General features: G+C 72.7%; 13 protein-coding genes and 1 tRNA gene. 9 read left to right on the top strand and 5 right to left on the bottom strand.

The features are described 5' to 3' along the window. Positions 1 to 124 precede the first annotated feature (124 nt). Positions 125 to 349 (top strand): hypothetical protein, encoded by a 225-nt coding sequence (locus ACFW47_RS30630; protein ID WP_386307729.1) that lies wholly within the window; start codon positions 125 to 127, stop codon positions 347 to 349. Here ACFW47_RS30630 and dapA read toward each other — a convergent pair. After that, positions 334 to 1,254, bottom strand: a complete 921-nt coding sequence (gene dapA / locus ACFW47_RS30625) for a 4-hydroxy-tetrahydrodipicolinate synthase (RefSeq protein ID WP_386307727.1) — start codon at positions 1,252 to 1,254, stop codon at positions 334 to 336. The genes ACFW47_RS30630 and dapA overlap by 16 nt on opposite strands. A gap of 145 nt (positions 1,255 to 1,399) precedes the next feature. Between dapA and ACFW47_RS30620 the strand changes: the two genes are divergently transcribed. The 3 genes from ACFW47_RS30620 (at position 1,400) to ACFW47_RS30610 (ending at position 3,149) form a co-directional block, all read left to right on the top strand. Continuing rightward, positions 1,400 to 1,819 carry a phage holin family protein gene (locus tag ACFW47_RS30620; RefSeq protein WP_386282354.1) on the top strand — a complete coding sequence of 140 codons (420 nt, stop codon included), beginning with the start codon at positions 1,400 to 1,402 and terminating at the stop codon, positions 1,817 to 1,819. Next, positions 1,816 to 2,310: a DUF3618 domain-containing protein gene (locus ACFW47_RS30615; protein ID WP_386282352.1), complete on the top strand. Its 495-nt coding sequence runs from the start codon at positions 1,816 to 1,818 to the stop codon at positions 2,308 to 2,310. Before ACFW47_RS30620 ends, ACFW47_RS30615 begins: the two co-directional genes overlap by 4 nt. 134 nt (positions 2,311 to 2,444) lie before the next feature. Beyond that, the gene (locus tag ACFW47_RS30610; RefSeq protein WP_386282350.1) at positions 2,445 to 3,149 is read left to right on the top strand and encodes an antibiotic biosynthesis monooxygenase; all 705 of its coding nucleotides are present in this window, start codon (positions 2,445 to 2,447) and stop codon (positions 3,147 to 3,149) included. Positions 3,150 to 3,171: 22 nt separating this feature from the next. On the opposite strand, the gene ACFW47_RS30605 is transcribed toward ACFW47_RS30610, so the two are convergent. Next, complete coding sequence (locus ACFW47_RS30605) at positions 3,172 to 5,001, bottom strand: endonuclease/exonuclease/phosphatase family protein (protein WP_386282348.1); 1,830 nt, start codon at positions 4,999 to 5,001, stop codon at positions 3,172 to 3,174. A 289-nt stretch (positions 5,002 to 5,290) separates the two neighbouring features. On the opposite strand from ACFW47_RS30605, the gene ACFW47_RS30600 reads away from it, so the two are divergent. The 4 genes from ACFW47_RS30600 (at position 5,291) to ACFW47_RS30585 (ending at position 10,432) form a co-directional block, all read left to right on the top strand. Next, a complete protein-coding gene (locus ACFW47_RS30600; protein WP_386282345.1) occupies positions 5,291 to 6,718 on the top strand; it encodes a hypothetical protein in 1,428 nt (475 codons plus the stop codon). Between the two features lie 186 nt (positions 6,719 to 6,904). Next, the gene (locus ACFW47_RS30595) at positions 6,905 to 8,374 is read left to right on the top strand and encodes a PhoX family protein (protein WP_386307726.1); all 1,470 of its coding nucleotides are present in this window, start codon (positions 6,905 to 6,907) and stop codon (positions 8,372 to 8,374) included. A gap of 45 nt (positions 8,375 to 8,419) precedes the next feature. Continuing rightward, positions 8,420 to 8,489: transfer RNA gene (locus tag ACFW47_RS30590), tRNA-Met, on the top strand. A gap of 359 nt (positions 8,490 to 8,848) precedes the next feature. Then, on the top strand, positions 8,849 to 10,432 hold the full coding sequence (locus tag ACFW47_RS30585; protein ID WP_386282341.1) for a TROVE domain-containing protein: 1,584 nt from the start codon (positions 8,849 to 8,851) through the stop codon (positions 10,430 to 10,432). A gap of 25 nt (positions 10,433 to 10,457) precedes the next feature. On the opposite strand, the gene ACFW47_RS30580 is transcribed toward ACFW47_RS30585, so the two are convergent. After that, complete coding sequence (locus tag ACFW47_RS30580) at positions 10,458 to 10,931, bottom strand: hypothetical protein (RefSeq protein WP_386307724.1); 474 nt, start codon at positions 10,929 to 10,931, stop codon at positions 10,458 to 10,460. A gap of 119 nt (positions 10,932 to 11,050) precedes the next feature. Between ACFW47_RS30580 and ACFW47_RS30575 the strand changes: the two genes are divergently transcribed. Continuing rightward, entirely contained in the window at positions 11,051 to 11,626 is a 576-nt protein-coding gene (locus ACFW47_RS30575; RefSeq protein ID WP_386282338.1) for a TetR/AcrR family transcriptional regulator, read from the top strand. Positions 11,627 to 11,679: 53 nt separating this feature from the next. On the opposite strand, the gene ACFW47_RS30570 is transcribed toward ACFW47_RS30575, so the two are convergent. After that, positions 11,680 to 12,906 carry a TerD family protein gene (locus tag ACFW47_RS30570; RefSeq protein ID WP_386282926.1) on the bottom strand — a complete coding sequence of 409 codons (1,227 nt, stop codon included), beginning with the start codon at positions 12,904 to 12,906 and terminating at the stop codon, positions 11,680 to 11,682. A gap of 64 nt (positions 12,907 to 12,970) precedes the next feature. Further along, positions 12,971 to 13,204 carry a hypothetical protein gene (locus ACFW47_RS30565; protein ID WP_386307723.1) on the bottom strand — a complete coding sequence of 78 codons (234 nt, stop codon included), beginning with the start codon at positions 13,202 to 13,204 and terminating at the stop codon, positions 12,971 to 12,973. Positions 13,205 to 13,287: the final 83 nt, after the last annotated feature.

Below are 13,287 nucleotides of genomic sequence, written 5' to 3'. Positions count from 1 at the left end.
GCCGCGTGCATCGAGCGCCCCCCGCACATACGGATGACGGCCGTGACCTTCCGGTGGTCTTGGCGGATGAACGGGTGGACGCAGAGTCCGATCAGACGCCGATCCGACGAAACGAGGACCTGGTATGACGAACGAGCGGGCGAGGACCGTGGCGCGTTGGCTGGCCGGAGTGGGCGCCGCCGTGCTGGTGTGCTGGGCGGGGGCCGCGCACGCCGACGAGACCACCACCGGTTCGCACAACGGCCCCCGGGTCGGCCTCCTCAACGTCAACGTGGGGCAGATCGACGACCCGGCGGAGGACGTACTGGAACACACCCTGCTGCTCGGCGACGGCTACACCTGGAGCTGACCGGCGCCGGCGACCAGCTCCTCGTACGCCGTCAGCAGAGTGCCGGTCGTCTCGCGGTCCGCGGCCCGCAGCGGGGCCCGGACCGGGCCCGCGGGCAGGCCGAGCGCGCCCAGCAGCGCCTTCGCGGTGACCGTGCCGGGCAGAGCCGCCGACGTCATCGCCTCGATGAGCGGGACCGCCCGGCGCTGAAGCAGGGCGGCCCGCCCGGTGTCGCCCGCGTCGAAGGAGTCGAGGACGGACCGGAACAGCTCCGGTACGACGTTCGCGACCGTGCTGACGCAACCCGCCGCGCCCACCGCGTACAGGGCGAGGACCTGCTCGTCGCAGCCCGCGTAGTAGGCCAGGTCGGTGCGGGAGAGTACCTGCTGGGTGCCGAGGAGGTCGTAGGAGCAGTCCTTGACGGCCACGATCCGCGGATGGTCCGCGAGCCGGACGACCGTGGCGGGCTCGATGCGGGTGCCGGTGCGGCCGGGGATGTCGTAGAGGAGGAGGGGCAGACCGGACGCGTCCGCGACCTCCCGGAAGTGCGCCTCCAGGGCGTCCTGCGGTGGCCTGCTGTAGTAGGGCGACACCACCAGCAGCCCGTCAGCGCCGGCCTTCTCCGCGGCCAGCGCCAGCTCCACCGTGTGCCGCGTGTCGGCGGTGCCCACCCCGGCGACCAGCGCCGCGCGCTCGCCGACCGCCTCGCGCACCGCCGTGACCAGCGCCGCCTTCTCGGCGTCCGTGGTGGTCGGCGACTCGCCCGTGGTGCCGGACAGCACCAGACCGTCACAGCCGGCCGACACCAGCCGGTCGGCGAGCCGCTGGGCACCGTCGAGGTCGAGCGCGCCGGACTCGGTGAAGGGCGTGACCATGGCGCACAGGGCGCGGCCGAAAGGAGCGGGGGAGCGCTGGTCTGTCTTCATGGAAGTAGTGTCGGCGCGCCGACCGTTCAGCTCTACTTAAATCTACTACGAGGTACCGGTAAGGGGCGCTGCGAGATTGGTGGCAAGGGTAGTGCCGGTCGGCCGGGGGTACCCGGGGTGCTCCGAACCGAGAGGAGGCGGAACCGTGACCGGGACCATGCACACCAGGCCGGTGCGCGACGAGCAGCACTCCGTGGGCGAACTCGTCGGTCAGGCCACCGAACAGCTCTCCCGGCTCGTGCGCCAGGAAGTGGCCCTCGCCAAGATGGAGCTGGCCGAGAAGGGCAAGCGCGCCGGGCGCGGCGGCGGGATGCTCGGCGCCGCGGGAGCCATCGCGTACGTCGGCCTGTTCGCGCTGGCCGGCACGGCCACCGCCGCGCTCTCACTGGCGCTGCCCGTCTGGGCCGCGGCGCTCATCGTGACGGCGGTGCTCTTCGTGATCGCGGGCGTACTGGCCATCATGGGCCGCACCCAGCTCCGCCGCGCCGTGCCCCCGAAACCCGAGGCGACCCTCGGCAGCGTCAAGACCGACGTGGATGTGATCAGGGAAAGGGCGCATCGATGACCGACGCGACGAGCGGGGACGGCACGAGGGCCGGCTCCACCGCGCAGCCAGTGGGCGGGGCCAAGGGTCCCGACGAGCTGCGGCAGCAGATCGAGCAGACCCGCAGCCAGCTCGGCGACACCGTGGAGGAGCTGGCGGGCAAGGCGGACGTGAAGGGCCGTGCCAAGGCCCGGGCCGCCGACCTCAGGGACAAGGCCGGCGCCATGACCGTGCAGCTGCGCAGCTCCGCCGCGCACGCCGGCCACGCGGTGCAGGGCAGGGCGAGCCGGGCCGGTCACGCCGTGCAGGACAAGGCCGGGCAGGCCGGCCACACCGTGCAGGACAAGGCGGGCAGGGCCGGCCACACCGCAGAGCGGCGCGTGCCGCAGCGGGCTCGCGGCGCGGTACGGGCCGGGCTCGGACACCCCCGGGCGGTGCTGGTCGCCGGGGCGGCGGCGGGCGCGGTCGTGGTGGCGGGCGTGCTGCGGCGCCGTCACCGCGGGCACTGCTGAGGGCACGGCGTGAGGAGGGGCCCGCGAACGGGTCCCTCCTCACGCATGTGCGGCCCAAGGGCACTTGACCTCAACCTTGGTCGAGCCCCGAGGCTGGTGCGTGCACCTGACGACCACCACCGATGGAGGCCGGCATGACCCGCCGTACCGACGCCCACCCCGAACTCGCCCGTCCCGACGTCCGGGCGCCCTTCTTCAGCACCTGGTCGGTGGGCACCCCCGAACGGCAGCGGCAGACCGTCGACGCGATCGCCCGCACCTGGGAGCGCCGCCCCTGGCCCGCCGACGATCTGCTGGGCTACCACGTCTACACCGGCCACGACGGCAGCACCCTGCTGCACCACTCGCAGTGGGCCGACGAGCAGGCGTACGAGGCGTTCGCCAAGACGCACCGGCAGGAGCGCGTCGACGAGATCGACACCGCCGTGCCGGGCATCGAGCGGCTGTGGCTCGGCAGGTACCGGCACTACCGCGGCCTCACCCGCGAGGACGGCACGGCGCCCGTCCCGGGCTGCGTCGTCATCGTCGACGTCGAGTTCGAGGGCCCGGACCCCGACCGGCAGCGCGCCTGGGTGGACGCCGTGTTCGAGGCCCTGGAGGGCGAGCCGGAGCCGCACCCCGGGGGTATCTCCGCCCACTTCCACCTCAGCACCGACGGCACCCGCGTCCTCAACTACGCCGAGTGGGAGAGCGCGCAGGCCCACATCGACGCCCTCGCCGCGCCGGGCGACGGCATCGGCTCGGGATCCGCCCGGTGGGAACGGGTGCAGAACTGGCCCGGCCTGAAGCGCAGCACGGTCGACCGCTACGACCACGCCCTCGGCCTCGTGCCCCGCTGAACCCGTCCCCGCCGCGCGCCGGTTACGGACGGAACCGCAGCACCTGCGGGTCGTGGTCGCTGATCTGGTCGTGGAACTCGGCGTTGACGTGCACGCTGTCGTACGACAGGCGCCCGCCCCACCGGATCGACGGGCTGACCAGGATCTGGTCCAGGACCTGGCTGTTGCCCTGGTAGACGTACGAGTAACGCTCGCTCCTCGGCAGCGACTTGACCGCCGACCACAGGACGCCGTCGTCCTCCAGGAGACGGGTCGTCTTCGAGAACTCGAAGTCGTTGATGTCGCCGAGGGCGATGACGTCCGCGTTCCGCTGGACGGCCAGGATGTCCTTGACGAAGGTGTTCACCACCGTCGCCTGCGCGTGGCGCTGGGTCTCCGAGCCGCGCGACGGCGGCTGGTACTGCGCCGTCAGGCTCTGGTCGCCGCCCTTGGAGTTGAAGTGGTTGGCGATGACGACGACGGTCCGGCCGCGGAAGAGGAACTCGCCGGCCAGTGGCTTGCGGCTGTCCTCCCAGGCGGCGTTCTCCGGGTCGACGCGGCCGGGGGAGTGCGTGAGTGCCGCCTTGCCGCGCACCTTCGTCGCACCGGTCGCGGTGGTCGCGTCACCGGCGCCGCGGTCGGTGAAGGAGACCCGCTCCGGATTGAACAGGAACGCCTGGCGGATGTTGCCGCCGGGCTGGCCGCCGTCCTCCCCGTCCACCGGGTCGATGCCGCGCCAGTCGTAGCGCGGGCCGCCGGCCGCGACGATCGCGTCGATCAGCTTGCCGACCGTCGCGCCGGCGGTCACCGTGCCGTCGTCCGTGGCGCCGTTGTCGTCCTGGATCTCCTCCAGGGACACGATGTCGGGCGAGGCGAGGTTGTGCACGATCGCCTCGGCGTGCGCGGCGAAGGTGTCGTCGGACGGATCGAGGTTCTCGACGTTGTACGTCGCCACCGCCAGCTCGCGGCCGCTCTGCCGGCGCGTCGACTCCCGCTCCAGGCCTCCGCTCTCCAGGGTGCCGATCTCGCTCGCGACCATCGTGTAGCCGCCGTACTGGTTGTAGTCCAGCGGGCCCGCGGTGGTGCCGGCGAGGGTGTCGCCCACGTTGGCGTCGGGGAAGTCGGCCGGCCTGCCCAGGGACTGGACCTGGAGGCGGCCGGTGTTCTGGGAGTCGTACGAGCCGTAGACGGTGCCGCCGCGGCGGTTGGCGTTCTCCCAGGGCTTCACCGTGACCCACAGCTCGGTGTACGGGTCGGAGGCGCCGACCACGCGGGCGTCGGCGACCCGGACGTTCATGCCCTCCAGCGACTCGTAGTGGTCCAGGGCGTACTTCGCCGGCCGCAGCGGCAGGCCGTTGACCGAGCCGTTCGCGGCCTCGTCGCCCTCGGGGGCGTACGCGCGGGGCACGGAACGGGCGGAGATCGTCGTCGGGGCCGGGACCTCGTTGCCGCTGGAGACGACCGTGAACACCGGCCGGGTGATCTCGGTCAGCGACTGGTTGCCGGAGGAGGTGCCGCCGGGGACGTACTCCGAGACCGTGCCGGAGACGGTGACCGCGTCACCGACGGCCACGCCCTTCGGGGTGGAGCCGGTGAAGACGAAGACGCCCTCGCTGGTGGCCGGGTCGGCGTCGGGCCGCGGGTCCTGGATCCAGAAACCTCTGGAGGAGCCGTAGCCGCGGACGCCGGTGACGATTCCGGCCACGTCGGTGACCTGCTCGCCCGCGTACGGCGACAACCGCGTGCCGCCCTGGATGTCGTGGATGCGCACGGAGTCGGCGTGCGCGGGCGGGGTGAGGGCGATCGTGGACGCCGCCGAGCAGACGGCGGCGACGGTGAGCGCGGCGAGGCGCGCGGAGGACTTGCTGGCCAACGGAATCCCTCCGGGGACGTGACGGAGCACCGGGACGAGGGTGGGACGTGAGGCGTGGGACACCAGGGGCCGCAGGGCACACGGAGAGACCTGCGTGGGCGGACCTGGGTGAACACTTGTCCCCCGCTTTCTACGCGCGTCAATCTCCTGCCTGGCCAGGCCAGTTGTCAAGGTTTCGGCCATGTACTGCACCCGTCGGGGAGATGAACCGGGCGGCATGGGTGCAATTCCGTCTAGGCTGAGCGGCTGAGCCGTACGGCGTCCGGAACGCGCGAGGAGAAAACAGCCGATGTCAGACCGCTCCACCCTGCCGCCCGCACGGTTGCGCCCCGAAGCGGAGCTGGCTCGCGACGCGCTCTCCACGCCGGTGCTCTCCCGGGCCGCCCGGCTGGCCCGCTGGGCGGGCCCCGAGACCCGCGTCGACGCCGGCGGCGGACTCGTCGAGGAGCAGCTGCCGGCGGCGGCCGGGGAGCTCGGGCTGACCGGCGACGACGCCGCCGCGTACGCGAGCGAGGCCTGGCGGGTCGCCGTGGACACCGGGCTCGTCGAGATCACCGACGAGGAGACGGGCACCGTCGCGCAGGGCGACGACCTCGCCCTGCTCACCGGCGGCTCCCCGCAGGACGTGCTCGGCGTGTGGCTCACCGCGCTGGAGACGGTGCTCGCGGACGCGAGCGTGCCCGACCTCGACGACCTGGTCGACGCGATGGCCGAGGGCGGCACGGTCGACCTGTCGTCCCTGGACTGGGACCCGCAGGCCGAGGCGGAGTTCCTCGACGGGGTGCTCGGCAACCTCTACCTGCTCACCGTCGGCGAGGACGGGGCCGGCGACACCCCGGTACCGCTGCCCGCGCTGGCCGCCTCCGTGATCGTCCCCAGTGACATGGGCGAGCCCACCAACGACGTCCTGGAACAGGTCTCCGACGCGATGATGCGGCTGGACGACCAGTTCCGGATGCTGGAGCCGGTCGGTCTCGTCGCCTACCGGCCGGTCGACGAGGCACTGATGGCCGACGCGGACGAGGAGCCGGCGGCGCCCGTGGACGAGGCCGACGTCACCCGCTACGGCATGGTGCGGCTCACCCCGCTCGGGCTGTACGGGCTGCGCACGAGGCTCCAGGAGGCCGGCTTCGGCGTACCCGTCGTCGGAGACCTCGCCGGCAAGGGCGCCGACGCGCTGCTCGACGGCACGGCCCCCTTCCCGCCGGCCGCGGCCCACGCCGAGACCGAGCTGTGGCTGGCCGGCCGCGGCCCCCTCGACGCCGCCCGCGAACTGCTCGCGGCCGCCCGCGGCGCGGATCCCGGCGCACCCCTGCGCCGGCTCCGCTGCCAGCAGGCGCTGTCCCTCGTCGGCACCGAGGCGGAGCCCGCGCTGCGGGAGGTCCTCGACGACCCCGAGTTGGGCGGCCTCGCCCGGGTCTGGCTGACCGAGCACGGCGCGCGGGACGTGCCGGCACCGCCGCAGGAGATGGTCTTCTGGCTGACCATCGACACCGTGGCCGCGCAGCTCGCGGCCGAGGGCAACTCCGAGGAACTGCGCGCCCTGGTGGAGGGGCTGGCGCAGCAGCACAGCGGGTTCTTCGACACGGCCTGGCGGGTCGGCCACCCGGCCACACCGGACGTCCTGGAGGCGATGGGGCGGCTGCACCCCGACAAGAAGGTCGCCAAGGAAGCGCGGAAGGCGGCGTTCAAGGCGCGGTCGCAGCACGGGGGCTGAGCGACGTACCGGGCACCTCGTACGGCCCGGCACGCCCGCGCCCCGGCAGACAGGTGCGTGCGGATTCACGCAACCCGGCAGGCGGAGGTCGCGCCCGGTTCAACCGCCGTTCACACGTGGGCGCCACCGTGACGCGGAACGAGGTCCGCCACCCTCCACGGCACGTCCACCGTCACAGGAGACACCATGTCGCTCACCCGCAGGGACTTCGCCGGCCGATCCGCGATCACCGGCGCCGGGATCGCGCTGGCGGGAAGCGTCGGCGCCCTCGCCACCGCCCCGAACGCCCTCGCGTCCACGGACACCGAGAGCGCCGGGGAGGAGCACGGCAGAGACCGCGGACACGGGCACGACCACGGCGGGGTCGGCTACGGACCGCTGGTCCCCGACCCGGACGGCATCCTCGCTCTGCCCGCCGGCTTCCGCTACGAGATCATCACCTACTGCGGCCGGACCAGGCTGGAGTCGGGCGAGTACACCCCGTCCAACCACGACGGCACCGCCGCCTTCGACGGCCCCCGCGGCACCACCCTCCTCGTCAACAACCACGAACTCGGCGGCCACCGCGACGGCTGGCCGCACCCGGTCCCCCTCACCGTGGGCCTCGTCTACGACCCCGCCGCGGCCGGCGGCTGCACGGTCGTCGAGGTCCGCCGCGGCGGCCACGTCGCAGAGTGGGTCGGCATCGCCGGCACCGCCACCAACTGCGCGGGCGGCAGCACGCCCTGGGGCACCTGGCTGACCTGCGAGGAGACCGAGGACAAGGCGGGAGAGGAGGGGATGACCAAGGACCACGGCTACGTCTTCGAGGTCGACCCCGCAGACCGCCGCGCCAACCGCGGCCCCAAGCCGGTCAAGGCGCTCGGCCGCTACGCCCACGAGGCCGTCGTCATCGACCCCAAGCGCGGCCACGCCTACCTCACCGAGGACGCCTCCGGCCCCAACGGCCTCTTCTACCGCTGGGTCCCGCCGGAGGGCTTCCGCCACGGCCGCGGCCGGCTGCGCACCCTCGCCGACGACGCCGGGGTCCTCCAGGCCTTCAAGTGCTTCGACTCCGGCGGCAAGTTCGTCGACGACCTGTCCCGCGCGACGAAGACCGGCACGGTCTACGGCGTCGACTGGGTCGACGTCCCCGACCGGGACGCGCGGAACACCTCCGTGCGCAAGCAGTTCACCGACGGCCAGGTCACCCGGGCCCGCAAGCTGGAGGGCATGTGGTGGGCCGACGGCGGCGCCTACGTCGTCTCCTCCTTCGCCCGGGACGAGAGCCCGGGCCGCCCGCACGACGGCCAGGTCTGGTTCTACGACCCGGCGCGCCGCACCCTCACCCTCAAGGTCCTCCTCGGCGTCAACCCCGACCCGACCGCGGACGGCGCCTTCGACGGCCCCGACAACATCACCGTCTCCCCGTACGGCGGGCTGGTCGTCGCCGAGGACGGCGACGGCGTCCAGCACCTGTTCGGCGCCACCGACAGCGGGCGCACGTACCCCATCGCCCGCAACGAACTGAACGTCGGCAGCGAGGACGACCCGGAGTACAGCGAGTTCACCGGCGTCACCTTCTCGCCCGACGGGAAGACCCTCTACGCCAACATCCAGGACCCCGGCATCATGCTCGCGATCACCGGACCCTGGAAGCGGCAGAAGCGCCGCTGATTAATTCGCTCGCCCGAGCGGTGGCCGCCCTTTTAGAGTGATGCACGTCCAGGTGCGAAGGCAGGACCTACTTCCACTCATAATGGGGCGGCCACGGGTTCGAGTCCCGTCACCGGCACAACGCGCCGGTGTAGCTCAGGGGTCAGAGCACCTTGTCGGTTCCGCCGACCTGAACTCTGGACACCTTCAACTTCATGCACCTCCCGGTGCGCGGGCCACGGCTACTTCGTTGTGATCGAATCCGACGCCGCGGCCGATCAGAACTCGGGAGGCGCAGCAACGGGTGGGTGCCCGGTGCGCAGGCAGCGGATACTTCGTTGACCGGAATGCTGCGGGGTTCGAATCCCCGTCACCGACTTCGGGTCGGTGTAGCTCAATGGCAGAGCGTCCGGATGTTCCCGTCGCCGATCCCGACCTCGGGCACCCTCCTTTCGCCGCGCCCTCCCGCCGGAAAGGAATTCGGGGGAATTCACCATGGCGCGTTTCAACACCAAGGCCGCGAAGGCGCAGCCCACCTCGCGCGTGACGTCGACGGGCCGCGTGCTGCGTACCTTCGAGGGCGGCCGGGGCCACGAGCGTGACGCGCGCTCCGAGCTCTTTCTGCTGTCGGTCGCGAACTTCGTGTCGCAGCAGACCTTCTACGAGTCCGGTGCCGCCCGCGACGACCGGTTCGCCACGCTCGTGCGCGAACTCGCCGTCTCCGACCCGGCCTGGACCGCCGGCCTGCTCGGCTGGCTGCGCGGCGAGGGCAACCTGCGCACCGCCTCGATCGTCGGCGCCGCCGAGTACGTCAGGGCCCGCCTCGACGCCGACGCCACCGAAGGACCGTCGAACCGGCAGGTCGTCGCCTCCGTCCTCCAGCGCCCCGACGAGCCCGGCGAACTGCTCGCGTACTGGACGTCGACGTACGGGCGAGCCGTGCCCAAGCCGGTCAAGCGGGGGATCGCCGACGCCGTACGCCGGCTCTACCACGGCAAGTCGCTGCTGAAGTACGACACGGCGTCCAAGGGTTACCGCTTCGGCGACATCCTCAACCTGGTGCACGCGGCGCCGGACCCGGACAAGCCGTGGCAGGGCGAGCTGTTCCAGTACGCGCTGGACCGCCGCCACAACCCGGACACCGCGGTGCCGCCCGCCTCGAACCGCGTCCTGACCGCGCACCGCGAGCTGATGGCGCTGCCCGTCGAGGAGCGGCGGGCGGTCGTCACGGCGCCCGACGGTGCCGATCGGCTCGCGGCGGCGGGCGTCACCTGGGAGATGCTGGCCGGCTGGCTCCAGGGCCCGATGGACAAGGCGGCCTGGGAGTCCGTGATCCCGTCCATGGGGGTCATGGCGTTGCTGCGAAACCTCCGCAACTTCGACGAGGCCGGGGTCTCGGACGAGGTCGCGGCCCGGGTGGCGGCGCGGATCAGCGACCCGGCCGAGGTGGCGCGGGCGCGGCAGTTCCCCTTCCGCTACCTCGCCGCGTACCGGCACGCGCCGTCGCTGCGCTGGTCGTACCCGCTGGAGCAGGCGCTCGGCCACTCGCTGGCCAACGTGCCCGCGCTGCCCGGCCGGACGCTGGTCCTCGTGGACCGCTCCGGCTCGATGTTCTACTCGCGGATGTCGGACCGCTCGGAGCTCACCCGGGCCGACGCGGCGGCGGTCTTCGGCACGGCGTTCGCGCTGCGGGCGGCCGACGCGGACCTCGTCGAGTTCGGTACGTCGAGCAACCGCGTGAAGCACCGCGAGGGCGAGTCGGTCCTGAAGGTCCTGGAGCGCTTCGGCGACCTCGGCGGCACCGACACGACCGACGCGGTCCGCCGGCACTACCGGGGGCACGACCGGGTGCTGATCGTCACCGACGAGCAGTACGCGTACAACCGGCACGGTGACCCGACCGAGCAGGTCCCGGAGCAGGTGCCGGTCTACACCTGGAACCTGGCCGGACACCGGGCGGGCCACGGCCCGTCGGGCAGGGCGAACCGGCACACCTTCGGCGGCCTGTCGGACGCGGCGTTCCGGATGGTTCCGCTGCTCGAAGCCGCCCGGGACGCCGACTGGCCCTGGGCCGCCTGAGCCCGCGAACGCGGCGTCCCGGGCGTCAGCCGCTCCACCACGTCTCGAAGGAGGCGACCCACCAGGCCGCCGCCGACAGGACGCAGAGCTGCGCCACCGCAGCCGTCCACCACCGGAAGAGGACCGCGACGCCGCTCGTCCACCACATGACGGTGAGCAGACCGTGGACGGCGTCGTCCTGGTAGGAGGCGGCGGTGGTGTCCATCATGCGCGCGTCGCCCATCCAGTCCTCAGTGAAGACGCCGTCCTGACCGAGCAGCAGGATCAGGGACACCACCCACAGGTCGAAGAGGACCAGGCACAGGGTCGCGATCCGGTCCAGGCGCAGGCAAGCGGGTGTCGGGAACAGCAGCCGCACCGCCCTCGGCCCCTCGTCGCGCATCAGTTCCACCGGCCGGGTGCGCGCGAGCGTGCCCAGCAGGTATCCGAAGGTCACGAGGACCGCGATCCATCCGCCGACCGCGTACAGCGCGAACAGCAACATCAGCAAGGCAGTCATCCCTGGACAGGAGACCCGGCCGGTGCGGAGTGGTTCCCTCCGTTCGTGTGGGCCGGGCGGCGGCGCACGGGTGCGCGGTAGGGTTCGGCGGAAGACCCCGGTGTGCAGGGAGTAGTGGGATGGCGCAGGTCAGGGCCATGCGCGCGGATGCCCGCCGCAACCGTGAGCGGCTGCTGGAGGTCGCGGCGGCGGCCTTCGCCGAGCATGGTGAAGGTGCTTCCCTGGACGACATCGCCAAGCGCGCGGGAGTCGGGACCGGCACGCTGTACCGGCACTTCCCGACACGGCAGGCGCTGCTGGAGGCCGCTTACCTGGACCGGATCGAGGCGATCGCGGCGCGGGCGGACGTCGTCGCGGCCGAGCGGGCGCCGGGCGAGGCGCTGCGGGAGTGGCTGGAGGAGCTGGCCGCCGGAATGATCCAGGTCCGCGGGATGAAGGCGTTGCTCGGCACCGCCGTCACGGCCGGGGGCTCGACGGTGGACACGGCGTGCGGCGACTGCCTGCGCGGCGCGGCCGGCCGGCTGGTGCGGGCGGCGCAGGAGGCGGGGGCGCTGCGACGGGACGTGGAGCCGATCGAGGTGCTGCGGCTGGTGCACGGGGTGGCCACGGCTGCCGGGGCCGGCGACGGGGAGGACGGCGAGTCGGTGCCGGTCCGCCGGTATCTGTCGCTGGTGTGGGACGGGTTGCGGGGGTAGGCCGTGCCGGTGGGGCGCCACCCCGTGCCGGAAGCGCCCCACCGAACCGCTGCCTACAGCGCCTTCGCCGCCGGCTTCACCATGCCCCGGACCGTGCGGGACTTGACGAACTCGCCCATGGCGGTCATCTCCCACTCACCGGAGAACTGGCGGATCAGCTTCGCCATCATCACGCCGGTCTGCGGCTCGGCGCTGGTGAGGTCGAAGCGGACCAGTTCCTCTCCGGACGCGGCGTCGATGAGGCGGCAGTAGGCCTTGGCGACCTCCGTGAACTTCTGCCCGGAGAACGAGTTCACCGTGAAGACCAGGCCGCTGACCTCCTGCGGGAGCCGGCCCAGGTCGACGGTGATCACCTCGTCGTCACCGCCGCCCTCGCCGGTCAGGTTGTCGCCGGAGTGCTTGATCGCGCCGCCCACGATGGACAGTTTGCCGAAGTAGCAGCTGTCGATGTGGTTGCGCTGCGGGCCGTAGGCGATGACCGACGCGTCGAGGTCGATGTCCTTGCCCCGGTACGCCGGCTCCCAGCCGAGGCCCATCCTGACCTGCGAGAGCACCGGACGGCCGCCCTTGACCAGGGAGACGGTCTGGTTCTTCTGGAGGCTGACCCGGCCCTTGTCGAGGTTGATCTTGCCGGTGCCCGGCGCCGGGGCCGGCGGGGCGGCCGGTGCCGCGGGCGGAGCGGCGGGCATGGTCGGCGCGGCGGCGGGCGGGGGCGGGGGAGTGGCCGCGTGCGACCGGGCCGGGGGCGCGGGCTGTGCGGGTGCGGCGGGCTGGGCCGGGGCGGCCGGTTCCTCCACCGTGACGCCGAAGTCGGTGGCGATGCCGGCCAGGCCGTTCGCGTAGCCCTGGCCGACCGCGCGGGCCTTCCAGGCGCCGTTGCGCAGGTAGACCTCCACGATGACCAGGGCGGTCTCGGTGCCGAGCTGCGGGGGTGTGAAGGTGGCGAGGACGGAGTTGTCGTCCGCGTTGCGGATGGTGGCGGTGGGCTCGATGCCCTGGAAGGTCTGGCCGGCGGCGTCAGGGCTGGCGGTCACGACGATCTTCTCGATGCCCGGCGGGACGGCGGCGGTGTCCACCACGATCGCGTCCGGGGCGGTGCCGCCGCCGGAGCGGTACGTCACGCCCTGGCCGGTGGGCTGGTTGTAGAAGATGAAGTCGTCGTCGGAGCGCACCTTGCCGTCGGCGGTGAGCAGCAGGCCCGATACGTCGAGCCGCACGGGCGCGGCGACGTCCACCGTCACGCGGGCGGCGGAGAGGGGGATGTTCGAGCCGGGGGTCATAGCTGTCATGCCGAGTGAACGAGCGAGGGCGTTTTACCGTTCCCTTACCCGAGGGCCAATCGGGTCAGCGGCGGGGCCGGGGGTTGTTGCGGGGGTGATCGCGGGCCGTGCGTTCGTTGCCGCGTTTGTAGTTGCCCGTCCAGCGGGCCATGACCAACTGGGGGTCGCCCGCCGTGACCTCCTGGAGGAAGCGGGCGGCTCGGGCGCCGTTGAGGGTGGTGGCGGGGTCGCTGTGGTGGGTGATGTGGACGGCGCCGTTCGCGGTGGCGGTGTAGGCGAAGCCGTTCGGTTCGGGCATGCGGGGATCCTAGGAGGGGTGCGGGTGGGGGCCCAGGGGTTTTCGCCCCCGCCGCCCCTTCCCTTCCCGTCCCCGGGGGCTGC

The sequence above is a fragment of the Streptomyces sp. NPDC058796 genome (genome assembly GCF_042745235.1).
Taxonomy (GTDB): domain Bacteria; phylum Actinomycetota; class Actinomycetes; order Streptomycetales; family Streptomycetaceae; genus Streptomyces.
Note: the sequence above shows the minus strand (reverse complement) of the source record. Positions and strands in the feature narration are given on the sequence as shown.